This window comes from uncultured Gimesia sp. (assembly GCF_937919775.1).
Classification (GTDB): domain Bacteria; phylum Planctomycetota; class Planctomycetia; order Planctomycetales; family Planctomycetaceae; genus Gimesia.
The window spans coordinates 1-14,849 of record NZ_CALFPF010000766.1; the positions used below are offsets into that span (position 1 = coordinate 1).

Sequence of the window (14,849 nt, forward strand, 5' to 3'; positions counted from 1 at the left end):
AATGGTGTAAGTGATTGTTGTGAAATAAGATATGTGTTATTTTGTATTTTGCTGTGTTCTCAGGAAATCTGAGGCAGGAAATGGAAAACCGCAGATTCCAAAAAGTGGATATTTGTATATATCGACTGAAAACAATCCAGAACGGGCTTACGTTGAGGAGACCGTGTTTGTTTTGTGATCCGAAATCGGGACCATTTACAGCTTTGAAATACAAAAAAATGCCTTCTTCATCCATTGAGGGCTTCCGTGTCTGTAGTCATCATAGAAATGAAATGTTATGCTAGCCCTTCAGGGTATTCCGAATTCAATTAATATTTAAAGTTCTATTTTACTAAAGAATAAACAATGGCTCGAAAGTCTCCCAGTCGTCTGGAAATGCGCCGTCAGGCCGAAGCGGCCGAATCGGTAGCGAAAACCGCTCCCAAGAAAAAAGCAGCCACTAAAAGGAAAAAGGCGGTCCGCAAGAAGAAATCCGCCAAGGCAGAAGTCCGGCGGCGGTTGATGTGGGGCGTTTTTACCGGAAGCTTGAAGGAAGAATCTCGTTTCCCTTATGACCAGCGCGATGCTGCTGAAGAGCGCATTGAACAGTTACGACTCAAAAATGCAAAGAAACTGTACTTCATACAGCCTATTAAAGAGCCTGTAGATGGTGAAGCTCCTGTCGCAAAAATTCCCGTCGATGATACGGCTGACCTGGATGAAGACGATTTGCCAAAAGTTGACGATGAGGAACCAGATGTCATCGAAGATGAAGTGGACGAGATCGATGATACAGACGACCTCGAAGAGGAAGAAGAAGAAGAAGAACTGGACGATGATCTCGACTGAGTTCGAGTTCTCAGGCTTCAAAAAATAGATTAAAATGATCCCCACAATTCCGGTTTGAATGGTGGGGATTTTTCTTTTGCGCAGAGAATGGTTTGATATATGAAGTATTTTTTCCATCAAAACAAGCCAGGCCTGATGCGGTTCGTACTTGTCTGGCTGAGCATGGTGACAAGTTTCATTGGAATTTGTGCCTGTTCTCAAAGCCCTGCCGTTGAGACTGCGGAAACCGCGGCGTCTAAAACGGAAGCACAGGACGAAGAAATCTGGCAGGTAATTTATTTGAACAACCAGCGAATCGGGTATGCTTATACACGGACTCGGGTTGAAGATCAGTCTGGTGTCAGCGTGATTCGCAATCAAAGCGATTCCTACTTACGATTTAAGCGATTTGGTCAGGTATTGAATCTGGAGACGCATTTACAGACGACAGAAAATGCAACAGGGGATCTGCTGTCGTATACCTATCAAATGAAAAATCCGCCTGCAGACTCGACTGTTTCCAAAGGAGAGATTGAGGAGGGGTTATTAAAAATTGAAACGAAAATTGCGAATCAGACGAACAGATCCCAACTGAAATGGGAGGCTGCTTTCCATTCGCCAGGCTATCTGGAAAACGTGTTCAAAAAGTCTGCCATGACGCCGGGGGAAAAGAAATCATTCTCCATGTTACTGCCGGAATACAATAAAATCACCGAAGTGAATCTGAGTGCTTTGGGTTACGAAGAGGTCGAGCTGCGTGGCGGCAGCCGCCAGAAGTGCCTGCATGTTACGATGAAACAGTCTTTGCTGCCAGGAATGGTGGTCGATTTGTATGTCACTGAGTCTGGTGAAATCCCCAAAACCGCGGCTGATTTTCTGGGTTCCTCCATGCTGACTTATACCGTCAGCAAAGAGGTGGCACTGGAAGAGATCGCCGGAGAGGAAGTGGATCTCGCGGTACAGACACTGATCAAAGTCTCTCCGATTCCGCGTGCTCATGAAACAAGTAAAGTGATTTACAAAGTTACTTTGCCGGATGATGATCCCGCAAAGTTTCTTGCGACGGGAGAGAGTCAGCAGGTGAAACCGCTGAATGCGCAAAATGTGGAATTGACAGTAGTCAAAGTGCCGGCACCGACGCAATTTCCCGATGGGAAAGTCGAAGCCGAGTACGTACTCCCGACGCAATTCCTGCAGTCCGATGACCCGCAGATTGTGAAATATGCGGAAGAGACGGTCAAATCCGAAAAAAATCCCTGGAAAAAGGCAACGTTGATGGAACGTTATGTCTACCAGAATCTGAAGAAAAAGAATTTTTCGACGGCATTGGCGTCTGCGTCTGAAGTGGCAAAGAATCTGGAAGGAGATTGTACCGAACACGCCGTATTACTGGCGGCGATGTTGCGAGCGCAAAAGCTGCCGTCGCGTGTGGTGGTCGGTCTGGTTTACATTCCGAGTCGTTCCAGCTTTGGCGGTCATATGTGGACTGAGGTCTTTCTGGACAATCGCTGGATCCCCCTGGATGCCACCCTGGGAAAAGGCGGAATTGGCGCGGGGCATATCAAGCTGGGCGATTCCAGTCTGGCCGAAAATGCGCCGGCCCCGTTGTCCCTCTTTCTGCCTCTGCTGCAGGTGGTGGGGAAACTTTCGATCGAGGTCATCGATTTCGCTCCGAAACCTGCGTCCTGAACCAGAGCCAGTTCGACCAGATTGGCTGCGCCGGGTTTGTAAGTCTTACATTTCACGGAGCAATTCGATGGATTTTGCTTTGCAAATCTTGCAATCCCGTTTGTTGGCGAAAAAATCTCAATGAGGCACGAGGATTTAATCCCCTGTTTCTAAAGTGTTTAAGCATGTTTAAACAAAACAGATTGATTTTCTGCACCGATTGGCACAGTTGCTGCATTATGAGTTCAGTGGGTAAAGAGAGAGACCCATCGAATTTTAGAGAGTTGAGAGACTCTATTATTCAAGAGAGAAGAGACAATCCCACCGACCCGTGGAGGCGGGTCAGCCCACCCTGGGCCACACCAAAACATCATCCCCATCTTAGAGCCGAGAGAATTCCCGTATTCTCTCGGCCCTTTCTATTTACGGACGAGAAAAACGGGTTTCTGGAAATTGATGTTATCTGAGAGACTTCGATCAGCTCAAATCAAACCCGGTCCGGAATCGCAGGAAGTTCCCATTCTTCATCACTTTCATTTTCACGCAAGGCGTTGAAAGCCGCTCGTTGTTCTGCTTCTTTTTTTGTGGAACCCCAGGCTGGTTCATACTGATGATCGCCGATGATGGCAGTGACTTTGAAAAATTTGGAATGGTCGGGACCTTTTTCCTCCAGCAGTTCATAAACAGGAGTCTGTGCGAACTTCTTTTGTGAGTATTGCTGCAGCAGGCTTTTGTAGTTGAAACCATGTACAGATCGCGATGCTTTGGAGTTTTCGCGTTCAATCATCGGGTCTAAAAAGCAGTGAACCGGTTCAATGCCGCCATCCAGATAGATTCCGGCGATGATCGCTTCAAAAATACCTGCCAGCAAAGATTCCGGCAGAGACTCGGTCATCGCCAGTCCTTTGCCAACGAAAATAAATCGATCCAGTCCTTTTTCTCGTGCCAGTCTGGTACAGGTATTTCGGCTGACGACCGCTGATTTAATCCGCGTCAGTTCACCTTCTGGCGCATTGGGGAATTGCTGAAACAGTTGTTCGCAGACGATCGATCCGAGAATGGCATCCCCCAGGAATTCTAAACGTTCGTTCGAATCCATGCGTGTTTTGGCGGCAGAAGTGTGTGTCAAACAACACTTCAACAGTTCCAGATCAGTAAAGGAATAACCCAGATTCTTCTGACACTCCTCAAGGAGTTGGTCGATCTCTGCGGGGCCGAGATCGTAGAGCATACACATCTCCCCTGGCTTCATGTCGTGTGGGACATTAAGTATTCAATAGATTCATTCAACAATAATGGCCCGCAGGGAACTCAGATGTACCTCCCTAAGTATTTGTCAATATTAACATTAGCGTAGTTCTGAAGAAAACAAAAAAGGTAAGTTTCGGGGAACTTGGTTGAAAATTATTAAGGTTTTCAGGGTTTTGCACAATTTCCTGACTTTTGTTGCAGAGAATTTAAGTTCTGAAAACCAAAATTTTTCGCATGCGTTCCCAACATATCCCGCGTGTTAACTCGTAGTAATATTCAGTCCAACCCGCTCGATGAATTCAGTGAAAGCGCAAAGATGTGCACACACCCGGATCCTGTTGGCTTGTTTTGGGTGGTCTGAGCTCCGCTGATTTAATTTCTGACACAGTTGTTTTCAAAGATAATTCGGGAATTTGAGTCACGTTCTTAATACAAATTAATTCCATAAAAATGATGGCCTGGGGCGGAACTTCAAGCCATTGAATGTAGGAGGGTTTTTAGATGAAAGCATTAACAGGAAATCGAAACTGGATGTTCGCTATCGTTGGTAGCGCATGTCTGGTTGGCGCGGCAGTAGGGGTGGCTCAAAAAGATACGAGTCCTGAAATGCCCGTAGCAGCGAACGTACAAGATCTTTCCAATGTATTTCGTGAAATCAGCCGGAAAGCGATGCCTGCGATTGTCGCCATTGAGACAGTCAGTAAGACATCAGAAGTCTCTGACTCTAGTGTATCGCCTTTTGGTGATAGTTCGCCATTTCAGGATCTGCTCGAAAAAGACCCTCGCTTCAAGGACATGATGAAGCAATTTCAAAACCAGCCTCGTCAGCAGCGACAGGCTCCCCGTCGGATGGGAAGCGGTTCTGGATTTGTGATCAATAAATCCGGTTTGATTATGACGAACTCGCATGTGGTGAACGGCGCTGATGTCGTTAAAGTGATTTTAAATGATGGTCGGGAATTTACGGCAACGGATATTCGTATGGATCCCCGTTCTGATGTCGCCGTCATTAAGATTGATGCTCCCAACCTGCAGGCGATTCCACTGGGTGACAGCGGAAAAATGGAAATTGGCGACTGGGTGCTGGCGATTGGAAATCCGTTTGGCATCGGCATGAGCGTCACCAACGGTATCATCAGCGCGAAAGGTCGCGGACCGGGAATCAATGATCGGGAAGACTACCTGCAGACAGATGCTGCCATCAATCCGGGTAACAGTGGTGGTCCACTGTTGAACCTCCGGGGTGAAGTCATTGGTATCAATACCGCCATCTCCAGCCGCAGCGGCGGATATGACGGAGTGGGATTTGCGATTCCCGTGAATATGGCGCGCTGGGTTTCCGGTCAGTTAATTGATCATGGTCTGGTGAAACGGTCCTTTTTAGGTGTCGGAATTCAGCCGATCAGCAATGAGTTGGCTCGATCCTTCGATATTAAAGTAGGTCAGGGAGCCATTGTGACTCAGGTGATGGAAGGTTCTCCGGCGGAGGCAGCTGGTTTGAAAACCGGTGATATCATTCTGAAATTTGCAGATAAGGATGTCACAGGACCACGTAATCTGCAGGGAATCGTGGAACAACTGGTGGTTGGCAAAGCCTATGTGATGGAACTTTTGCGAGACGGGAAACACGTCAATCAAAATATCACCATGCAGGAAATGCCGAAGAGCTTCTCTGTGGCGAAAGATGAGAAACCACTCGAAGACGCGAAAAAAGAGAAACAGAAAACCAGCGTGAATGAGCTGAAAATTGAAGTGCAGCCTTTAACAAAAGAACTGGGAAATCAGTTAGGCTATGCGGACGATGTGAAGGGAGTTGTGATTACTTCCGTCGAAGCGGGAAGTCCTGCTGAAGAAGCCGGTCTGATGAAAGGCATGATTATTGAAAAGATTGGGACAACTGAAGTTTCTACGATGGATCATTTCAATCAAGGCTTGAAAGAAGCTAAAGATAAGAAAAGTGTCTTGCTGCTGGTGAGAAATCACAGTGGTGCCCGCTTTGTTGTGGTTCAGAAGTAGTTTCAGGAATGTACTCTCCTGAAAGGTGTGACTGGTGCAAGTCTCTGTCACAGGAGGCTTGTGCCGGCACCAGCAGCGGAAAGATTTGTCCTCATTGAAAATTCCTCACCGCATCGTATGCGGTTCCGCGTGACGCCTCGGTGGTATTCCTTGAATACTGCCGAGGCGTTCTTTTTTATGGTACACTCACAGAACGCGTTCTGAGTGAGTGCACAAGCATAAAAAACAATGCCGGCCACGAGATCAAGTCGTGGGCAGCGGTTCTTTCTGCTCGGAAGCGTTTTCCGCCTGGATCTGGTCACTGTTAAACAGGACCTCAATCAGTGTCGTGACCCCGCGATAGGATTTAGGGTTGTACCCTTTACGCAGTTGCAGTCTCCAGACAAGGTCCCCTTTCAGCGAGTCGATGCCTTGCTCGTTGGTGGCGACGTAGGTTTCGAAACTTTCGCCGGGTTTCAGATTTTGTGGCTGGGCTTCCTGGTTGATGTTTTGGCCTTTGAGATTCCATTCCCAGGAGGGGGGCATATCATAAATCAGCACACGTTCGCCGTCGGTCTGTTTCTGATCAACGCGGCTGACAAAGTTATTCGCCCGCATTTGAGACTCGGATGTTTTGCCGCCCACGCGGGTTAACAGCAGTTTCTGGTCGAGTGGTTCAAAGGTCTGGTCATCCGAGACATTTTCAAATCGCAGGTGCAGCTTCAGAACATCTGCCGAAGGAGCCCGGGTTCTCGCGGCATCGCCCGTGTAATGTTCGAACTCCAGCGGACCGCGTGTCACACGCAGGGGAGTGACCAGTACATTTCCAAAACGCCGCCCGGGTTCACCCAGTTTCAACGTATGGCCGGCGGGTAACGTCGCGTTTTCAGGAACCAGTTGCAGTGCGATTTCGTCATTTTTCACCGGAGGTTTCAGATCGGGCAAGCTTTCGAGTTGATGCGGATCGCCGAGATATTTGGCATAGAGCAGCATTGCAACCAGAATGGTGGCAGCGACGGCATACGTCAGAGTCAGCGTGAATAACCGTTTGGGGACGACTTTTTGTTTGCGGTAGTTCTGGGGAGCGGGAACGGCCGGGCTTTCGGACTCCGTACTCGTTTCTTCTGCGACCGTTTCGGCTGATGTGCTGTTTTCTTCAGCCGGCGTTTCCGAGGTCTCCCCTTCCGTTACGGATTCTGCGACGTCGGCGGAGACTGGTTCTGTCGGCGTTTCGATGTCCTGTTCCGGCGTGCTCTCTTCTGCAGCAGTCGCTTCTTCTGTTGCCGCTTCGGGTGTTTTAGAATCGCTGATCGTCAGGGGAACAAAGCCGAACTGTGAAACCGTTTCCGATTCGGTGTCCGTCAGATCAAAAGCGTCTGTCGCTTCGTCTTTCGGGTGTGAGAAAGCATGCACCGATTCCAGGCCCGCGTTTTCCTCAGCCGGATTCTCTTCTGCGACGATTTCCTCTGGCACCGTTTCTGGTTCCGCTTCCGGAGTCGTCTCTTCTGCCGCGGTTGCCGCTGTCTCTTCTTCCGCCTTCACTTCTTCAGAATCGTTGCTTCCGCCGGGAAGAAAAGAAAAGTTGGTTTTCGGCCTGACGGGCTCTTTTTTTTTCGTGTCGGGCGAATTGCCGCCGGGCAGAAAGGCAAACGGCGAGGCCGATTTTGTTTCGGAATCTGTCAGGTCGGAATCGTCGGTCGCCGCGTCTGGCGGAGGCGAAACGGCAGGCACCGATTCTGTGTCGGCGTTTATTTCGGGCGTCGAGGCCGCGTCATGGTTATCGGTTTCGGCAGTGATCTCGTCTTCTGCCTCTTCCGGAACGAGAACCGCGACATTCGTTTCAGGATCGAGTTGCAGATGCTTCTCGCAGAGCGGGCAGGCAACAACTTCTGATACATCTTCGATTTGGATGGAACCCTCGCATGCAGGGCAGACGACTTCAATACTCATCCATTTCTCCGCTTTATTACTTTCGCACGATAGTTAATTGAGTGCCTGAGGCAGGACGATTGGTTGGAACCTCATGATGGACGGTCCGGTTGACAGGCGGTCATGAACTTCTTTTTACTTAGGCTCAGGTGAATTCCCGGGCTAACTGTATCCAGTCTATTTTGTCCTGACTCTGGTAGTGAAGCAAGTTCGACTGCCATCCAAAGGTGACAAAAGATAAAACCGGAACGCTCGTCCATTGTTGAATTTGAGCGGCGTTTGAGTTTCGCGATGCGTCACTGAGCTGCGGATCGACATCGTTCAGGATCAGCCCGGCGATTGCTAACCCCCGATTCTGTAAGACTTCGATTGTCAGCAGGCTGTGATTGATAGTTCCCAGCCCGGCCCGCGCCACAATCAGCACGGGATATTTCAACGCGGCCGCGAAATCCACCACCAGCAAGTTGTCTGAGAGCGGGCAGAGAATGCCTCCCACTCCTTCCACAATCAAAAAATCAGCCTGATCCTGCCACCAGAGGGCGCCTTCACACAGAAGAGGTTCGTTTACCTGTTTCTTCTCTTTCCGGGCAGCCATCGGCGGGGCCAGGGGGGCATGAAATCTCTGGGGGCAGATCCGCTCTGTGGGAAACTTTCCGTCCAGTGCCTGAGCCAGCAGTTCGACATCCTCCCAGACAGGTTGTCCCGTCTCATGATTGAGAAGACTGCCGCTGCAAGCCGGTTTATAGGCCCCGGCGCGTGTTCCTTCTGAAATGAGTTGTCTGGCAATGGCGCAGGAAATATAGGTCTTGCCGACACCGGTATCGGTGCCCACAATGGTTAATCCGGGGAGATTTAATGGAAAAACGTCCACAATGGTTTCCTGATGTGTGCTGACATCTTGTCACTTTTCTGTAACTACCGCAGGTCCCTGCTTGCGATGAGGGCTGTTTCGCTTTTATCATTATACAGAAGAGAGTGTAAACTGCATCCGAGGGTGTGATTGAAATCGTCCTCCGGACGCAGTGACTGATGAGCAGTAAACGTAACTCGAATTTCTTTTAGAGAATTCTGATCGACCCATGAAACGCAAAAGAAGTTCCTCGAATGGCGCCAGCCTCGATTCCCTGCTGGATACAATGACCAATGTGGTTGGGATTCTGGTAATTATGTTAACGGTGACCCAGTTAGGGGTTGGCGAAGCCGTGGAGCGTATCAAAAACGCCCTGCCGGAAATTACCGACGAAGATATGGAGCGTTCCAAAGAGCAGAAGAGCGAACTGGAGTCATTAATCAAGCAGGAAAAAGAACAACTGCAGACTGTGAAAGAACTGACGCAGCAGAAAAAGCCGGTCAATGTCAGCGAGCAGAAAGCGTTGATTGAGAAACTGAAAAAAGAGCTGGAGAAATTAAAAGAGATTCAGGTCAATATTGTCGAATTGAAAAAACAGGTTGCCGAGCGGGATGAAAAAGTCAAAACGATCGAAAAATCGATTGTCGAGAAAGAAACCGAATTAGCAGATATCAAAGCAAAACTGGCAAAAACTCCCGATCCGGGACCAACTCCGGATGCGAAGATTGTGAATCTGCCCAACCCGCGAGATGCGCCCCAGGGGGCAAAACCGATCGAATATGTCTGTCGTGACGGCCACATTTTGCGAGTGGATATTCCTCAGCTACAGGCACTTGCCCTGACGGCGATTGCCCAGAGCCGTCTGGTGACCGCACCGGAGCAGGCTGTAGACTGCGACAAGCTGGTGAAGTTATTTGAAAATCGGAACGTGGGTAACCGGGACTGGAGAATCAAACTCAAACCGGCCGGCGGTGTGCCTTATCTCGTGCTGGAATTACGAAAGGGGCGCGGGGACACTTCCGAACGGCTCCGAAAACCATCGGCCCTGTTTCGGCAGGAAATACTGAAAGTGAATCCGCGTCTGTTTTATCTGGACTTTCGTGTCTGGTCAGACAGTTACGATGTCTATCTCGTGGCGCGCGAATATGCAGATCAGCGCGGTGTGCTCGCGGGTTGGTCTGCCCTGGATGCCGGTTCTGAATTTCGGGTTCCGCTGGGAGGCAATCTCAAACTGACCTGCGAAGGCTATACCCCACCGCCGGCAGGACCCAAGCCGGAAGTCCCCGATCTTCCCCCGCCTACAGAGCGAAAGCTGCCCGGCAGCAAGATTGACTGAGCGGAAATGTTGCTTCTCGATTTTTTTCGTACGATGCTGGTTTTTCCCAGTGTCAGCGATCAGATTTCCGAGTGAACGGATTGGTACAACTAATCAAATTTCCGCTTGAAAATGCGGGAATGCACTGGCTTCGGAGCGGGCTGAGGTGTTTCCTTTATTAACAAGGATCTACAAAACCTTTGACAGGCAAATATTATTTATTTTGCCTATCTTGATCGAGAGGGTGGTTGTTAGCGGGTCCCTATTTTTGCTAAACGTTACAGAATCTGCAGTAAACGGGGGGCAGAACCATCAACCATTTTTGATGAATTAGTAACTGGAACGTTTTCTCATGCTTGCCTTAAGAGACGGTCGATTCAGTATTGTGTGGCGCTGAAAGAGAGCCCAAAGGAATCACGAAGTTCCTGTTTCAACACGAGGTTGATAAGTCTGTGGTCGTAGAATCTTCCCACCAGTATTCTCTGGAAATCATCAAAGGGAAAACAAAATTTCCCATCCGGCCCGTTCAGGATGACCGCCTGACGATTGGGGCAGGGTCCTGCTGTGGTCTGCAGATAGCCGGGCATAACATGCCTATTCTGCATACCGTGGTTCAGATCGAACAGGGGGAAGTCAAGATCGAGGCGATTTCTCCTCAACCAAAATTATTATTGAATGGGATACCAGTTCGCACATCAATTCTGACTGATGGCGATCTGATTACAATCGGGCCTATCGAATTCGTATTTCGTCAGACCTGTCCACAAACAGCAACGAGCATATCCGCCGCACCATTATCTGGCTCGCCGCTTGAGACGAGCGCTCATATCACCCCAGATAAAAGAGATCACTCAATGACGAATGAAACTACTCTTAAGGACCTGTCTGCGTCTGAACTTATTGACCTGATAGAGCAGGACTTCCAATTGATCGAAAACTACCAGTCACGAAGGGAACAGGGAGCTGCTGCGTTACTGTCACACATACATCAGATGAAAGAGGAACAGGAAGAGCAGCTTCACGATCAGGAAACCCTTTCTGATCAGGAACAGTTGGAGTTGCTGTCGGATCTCGAAGGCATGATGGAAGAGTTGACGAAGTTTTCTGAAGTGCTGCAGCAGCGAGCCGACCAGCTTACCAGCCGCGAAAAACAGTATGAAGTCGCTGCGGCCTCTCTGCTGGAAACTCAGGAAAAGCTGGCATCTCAGCTAGATCGCACACTGAATCATGTAGGAACAATCAAAAAAGACGAGGGTGGATCGCAGCGGGCGATTGCCTGAAGTAATTCTCGTGCAACTGAATCCTGTGTGAGTTCGCTCAGTCGTTCTCACACAGGATTTTTTTATTGCTACTGACTTGCGGAACCGGACAGAGAACCGGGGGCCCAGATATCAAAGCATTGAGCTTCGTATCAGGAGCGGAAGCGTTGCAGCCTGCTGTGGTTAATGATGCACCAAAGCACTGCTACCTACCTGTTTCCAGCCGAGTTTTCGGGCGATTCAGGAGGCTTCCCGAAACCGCAGTGAAGGTTTTTCGATGGTGACAATCGTATTCGGCAGCACGCTTTTCATCAGCGAGACACTGGCGCCGATGACTGCGTCCTGACCAATCACGGTATCGCCTCCCAGAATGGTCGCATTGGCATAAATCACGACCCCTTTCTCGATGGTGGGATGACGTTTCTGATTACGGATGATGCGACCCTCGTCGTCTTTGGGAAAACTCAAGGCGCCCAGTGTGACCCCCTGATAGACTTTGACGTTTTCGGCAATTTCACACGTCTCGCCAATCACGACTCCCGTACCGTGGTCAATGAAAAATGAATGACCGATAGTGGCACCCGGATGGATATCGATACCCGTCTGTGAGTGCGCCCATTCCGACAGCATGCGCGGGATGATGGGCACATTCATTTTGTAAAGCTCATGCGCGATCCGGTATATGGTGATCGCTTCCAGTCCGGGATAACAGAAGATGATTTCATCGAAGCAGGTTGCCGCGGGATCGCCGTCCAGCGCTGCCTGGACGTCCGCGGCCAGTGCGCGTCTGATTTCCGGAATCGTTTCCAGAAACTGGATTGTTTTCTTTTGCCCTTCGGCTTCAAAATCGATCTCGTGCAGTTTCTCACAATCGGCGCCGTGTTTCTGCACATACTGATGCCTGAGTGCACGGCCGATTTGAACCGTCAGAATATCGTGCAGTGAATCAATGATGTTTCCCACATGATAGGTCACGTTGCCCAGGTGCAGATTCTGACGGCGGCTGTAACCCGGAAAGATGACTTCTTTCAACTCACGAGCCGCTTCGATCACTGCGTCCTGACTGGGAAGCGGGCAATGACCTAAATGATGAATGGTGCCAATCTCATGATAGGTTTCCACGATGCGGTCAGTAATCTCGGGAAGCCGCTCTTTTTGCCGGAAATCCGTAGCCATTAGAATTTTCCTGCCTGTCTGTTCGGATCTGAAGGGATGCTGAAAAACTGATTTCGGCCCCTGACTCTCAGGACACGGCTTATCAGTAAAAGTTCTTTAAATTGCCTCAAGTCACAGGCCTCTTTCCTGAATTCTATGCTGACCAGCGAAATGACCACAAGTAGACACAGGAAAAAACGCCCTTAGTCTCAAATCGGCGTCCTGAGAAGAGGAAATTGAGAATTTCTCATAATCGGCACATTTGCGCCAGAGATTAACCCTGAGGACCAGAGATTCAAGCAGCCGGGCTTTCCCTCAAAGGGAAATGGACATCCAAAGAAAGGAGTGTCCGTTTCCGTGCTGTAAGTGATGGAGTATTAACATGATAGGAGCTCTTTTTCTGCAGTTTACCCAGTCCGAAATCAGGTAATCAATTCAATCCTCCCCCCGGAATGGCCGATACATAAACAGATGAGGGTTCCCGGATCCTTCGTATCTCAACTATTGATGTGACGAGTTCCCTTCCGGCAGGAAAGAATTGTGAATCATCCCCCCCGACTGCTTCGCTGGCTTGCACCGTCGATTCGCCAGGAACGCGATGAATGGACGGCTCTGCGTGCGAATGCACAGGCGTCGCAGCCCGTTGATGCTGACAATGAGCAATTATACCGGCTGAAACACCGGTATCGGGAACTGAATCAGCAGAATCAGGAACTCAAAATTCCCGCACCGCAGCGGACACTGATTCAGCTACAGGCGCGCGTGCAGGTGATTCTGCAGAGGTGCCGTCTTTATCTGGATTCGAAACCCACCCATACGCTCTGCAAAGCGCAGCTGCCGATTCTGGAACGCATTCTGGAATATGTGGGGGAAGAACAGCAATACATGAGGCAGCAGCTCCTGCTCTGCCAGACGACACTGCATTATCTCAAGCAGTTGAAGGAGGCTTCTCAGGAAATCTGGACCAAGCCGTTTTGCAATCCGAACTATCTGCTGAATCTGTTGAGAAAAATCAAAAACGATGATGTGCATCTGAATCAGCCCGGTGAGCTGCTGTTTCTGTCGCTCGAAGATTTTCTGGCGTCGGCTGGTCCGCCATCCCGCGATGACGATCTGATGGTTTACGTGCGCGGCCTGGAGACGGCCCGTCTGATTAACTTCGTCAGCAGGCAGAACAGAGACTGGCAGGAAAACAGCGATCTGTTATTGATCGCCGGTTTATTACACGACTTTGGCTGGATGATGCTGAAGCACAAGGAAGCCGACGATCTCGGCAAGCAACGCGGTCTTCTGCGCGATGAGCGGGGAGAACACCCGGTTCTGGGTGCAGCCTTACTGGGGGGCTTGCGTGGTTTTTCCGGTGACTCTTACCTATCGGAAGTGGTTTCTCAACATCATGAACGGCTGGATGGCACAGGTTATCCCCGCCGGTTGCATACCCATGCATTAGGCGAGCATTCGCGGCGGTTCGCGGTCATCTGCCGCTTTCTGGAACTGAAAAATAACCGGCAGGAACTGACGGCAGACGGGATACGGACCTTTGACGGCGAAGAAGTGGCTTTTGCAGCAGCATTGCAACTCTATCGGGAAATGAAACGGGGCGAATGGGACGAAACGGCAGTTGGCCAGACCCTGGCAGCACTCGACCCGGGTTTGCCCGAGGAATTGAGCGCGACCGACCGTAACAATGATCCATTTTCACTCAGGCGATTTCAACAGTACCGCCACGATGCCATGCACGTGCCTGTGCTGCGTCCCCATTTTGATGCGAAATTGTATTCTACTGAGACCAGCCGGATTAACTGATAACCAATGTGAGTCATGACGCACAAAAACAACTCTCAAAGCGAAATTGCTCTGGCCGCTGACAGCTACTGGTCTGAAGCCCGTCAGCCACTGGTCTGCCTGGTTTTTCTGGCGCCGTTATTGCTGATCTATGAGTTCGGAGTGCTCTCGATGGGGGGCAGTCAACCGGAATTGATCCGCAACGGGGCAGACTACTGGATGCGGAGCTGGTTATCGCAACTGGGACTCACGCACACCTTTCTGCTGCCCGCTCTGATTGTGGGTACGCTGCTGATGTGGCACATGATATTAAAACACCCGTGGCGCATTTCCGCTGAGACATTGATCGGCATGTTTGCGGAAAGCCTGCTGTTCGCCTTTTGTCTAATCGTACTCGGGCAGGTACAGGACCTGGTGTTTCAGCAGTTACCCAATCCGGCGCTGATGTTCATTGAGCGCGAATCTGCCTCGCGTGTCGTCAGTTTTGTCGGCGCAGGCGTTTACGAAGAGGTCATGTTCCGTCTCTTGTTGCTGCCTTTGTGTTATCTGATTTTTAGAGGCATGTTGCTTGAAGTCCGCTGGTCCGCCATCATGGCGATTATTTCCACCAGCCTGATTTTTTCACTGGCCCATTATGTCGGTGCTTCCGGCGATCAGTTTTCCGTGTTCAGTTTCACATTTCGTACGGTGGCGGGGCTGTTTTTTGCGGGTCTATTTTTTCTGCGCGGGTTTGGAATCACGGTCGGCGCGCATGCCACTTACGATATCATCGTAGGAGTGATGCTGGAAACCACGGCGTAATCACCGGGTTTTCGCAGCGATCTATTTTGCTGCT

11 protein-coding genes are annotated in these 14,849 nt (G+C 50.0%); 7 read left to right on the forward strand and 4 right to left on the reverse strand.

The window, feature by feature from the left end:
- Positions 1-345 precede the first annotated feature (345 nt).
- Positions 346-828, forward strand: a complete 483-nt coding sequence (locus Q0294_RS21740; RefSeq protein WP_299469646.1) for a hypothetical protein — start codon at positions 346-348, stop codon at positions 826-828.
- A gap of 99 nt (positions 829-927) precedes the next feature.
- Positions 928-2,496: a transglutaminase family protein gene (locus Q0294_RS21745; RefSeq protein ID WP_299469648.1), complete on the forward strand. Its 1,569-nt coding sequence runs from the start codon at positions 928-930 to the stop codon at positions 2,494-2,496.
- Positions 2,497-2,962: 466 nt separating this feature from the next.
- On the opposite strand, the gene rnc is transcribed toward Q0294_RS21745, so the two are convergent.
- Complete coding sequence (gene rnc / locus Q0294_RS21750; protein WP_299469650.1) at positions 2,963-3,706, reverse strand: ribonuclease III; 744 nt, start codon at positions 3,704-3,706, stop codon at positions 2,963-2,965.
- Between the two features lie 521 nt (positions 3,707-4,227).
- Between rnc and Q0294_RS21755 the strand changes: the two genes are divergently transcribed.
- Complete coding sequence (locus Q0294_RS21755) at positions 4,228-5,742, forward strand: Do family serine endopeptidase (protein ID WP_299469652.1); 1,515 nt, start codon at positions 4,228-4,230, stop codon at positions 5,740-5,742.
- Between the two features lie 243 nt (positions 5,743-5,985).
- Here the strand turns inward: Q0294_RS21755 and Q0294_RS21760 are convergent, their stop codons facing one another.
- Together Q0294_RS21760 and bioD are read right to left on the reverse strand one after the other, a co-directional pair.
- The gene (locus Q0294_RS21760) at positions 5,986-7,671 is read right to left on the reverse strand and encodes a hypothetical protein (protein ID WP_299469654.1); all 1,686 of its coding nucleotides are present in this window, start codon (positions 7,669-7,671) and stop codon (positions 5,986-5,988) included.
- Between the two features lie 124 nt (positions 7,672-7,795).
- Entirely contained in the window at positions 7,796-8,521 is a 726-nt protein-coding gene (bioD, locus tag Q0294_RS21765) for a dethiobiotin synthase (protein WP_299469656.1), read from the reverse strand.
- A gap of 208 nt (positions 8,522-8,729) precedes the next feature.
- On the opposite strand from bioD, the gene Q0294_RS21770 reads away from it, so the two are divergent.
- Positions 8,730-9,836 (forward strand): hypothetical protein, encoded by a 1,107-nt coding sequence (locus tag Q0294_RS21770; protein WP_299469658.1) that lies wholly within the window; start codon positions 8,730-8,732, stop codon positions 9,834-9,836.
- Between the two features lie 833 nt (positions 9,837-10,669).
- Positions 10,670-11,095 (forward strand): hypothetical protein, encoded by a 426-nt coding sequence (locus Q0294_RS21775; RefSeq protein ID WP_299469660.1) that lies wholly within the window; start codon positions 10,670-10,672, stop codon positions 11,093-11,095.
- A gap of 219 nt (positions 11,096-11,314) precedes the next feature.
- Here Q0294_RS21775 and Q0294_RS21780 read toward each other — a convergent pair whose 3' ends face one another.
- A complete protein-coding gene (locus Q0294_RS21780) occupies positions 11,315-12,250 on the reverse strand; it encodes a serine acetyltransferase (protein WP_299469662.1) in 936 nt (311 codons plus the stop codon).
- Positions 12,251-12,769: 519 nt separating this feature from the next.
- Between Q0294_RS21780 and Q0294_RS21785 the strand changes: the two genes are divergently transcribed.
- Together Q0294_RS21785 and Q0294_RS21790 are read left to right on the forward strand one after the other, a co-directional pair.
- Positions 12,770-14,035, forward strand: a complete 1,266-nt coding sequence (locus Q0294_RS21785) for an HD domain-containing phosphohydrolase (RefSeq protein ID WP_299469664.1) — start codon at positions 12,770-12,772, stop codon at positions 14,033-14,035.
- Positions 14,036-14,050: 15 nt separating this feature from the next.
- A complete protein-coding gene (locus Q0294_RS21790; RefSeq protein WP_299469666.1) occupies positions 14,051-14,815 on the forward strand; it encodes a CPBP family intramembrane glutamic endopeptidase in 765 nt (254 codons plus the stop codon).
- Positions 14,816-14,849: the final 34 nt, after the last annotated feature.

What these genes read in the sequence shown, in the direction of transcription:
- Q0294_RS21775 (WP_299469660.1), top strand. Translation starts at nt 10,670, where the DNA reads ATGACGAATGAAACTACTCTTAAGGACCTGTCTGCGTCTGAACTTATT.
- Q0294_RS21790 (WP_299469666.1), top strand. Translation starts at nt 14,051, where the DNA reads ATGACGCACAAAAACAACTCTCAAAGCGAAATTGCTCTGGCCGCTGAC.
- Q0294_RS21745 (WP_299469648.1), top strand. Translation starts at nt 928, where the DNA reads ATGAAGTATTTTTTCCATCAAAACAAGCCAGGCCTGATGCGGTTCGTA.
- Q0294_RS21760 (WP_299469654.1), bottom strand. Translation starts at nt 7,671, where the DNA reads ATGAGTATTGAAGTCGTCTGCCCTGCATGCGAGGGTTCCATCCAAATC.
- Q0294_RS21755 (WP_299469652.1), top strand. Translation starts at nt 4,228, where the DNA reads ATGAAAGCATTAACAGGAAATCGAAACTGGATGTTCGCTATCGTTGGT.
- Q0294_RS21780 (WP_299469662.1), bottom strand. Translation starts at nt 12,250, where the DNA reads ATGGCTACGGATTTCCGGCAAAAAGAGCGGCTTCCCGAGATTACTGAC.
- Q0294_RS21740 (WP_299469646.1), top strand. Translation starts at nt 346, where the DNA reads ATGGCTCGAAAGTCTCCCAGTCGTCTGGAAATGCGCCGTCAGGCCGAA.
- Q0294_RS21770 (WP_299469658.1), top strand. Translation starts at nt 8,730, where the DNA reads ATGAAACGCAAAAGAAGTTCCTCGAATGGCGCCAGCCTCGATTCCCTG.
- rnc (WP_299469650.1), bottom strand. Translation starts at nt 3,706, where the DNA reads ATGCTCTACGATCTCGGCCCCGCAGAGATCGACCAACTCCTTGAGGAG.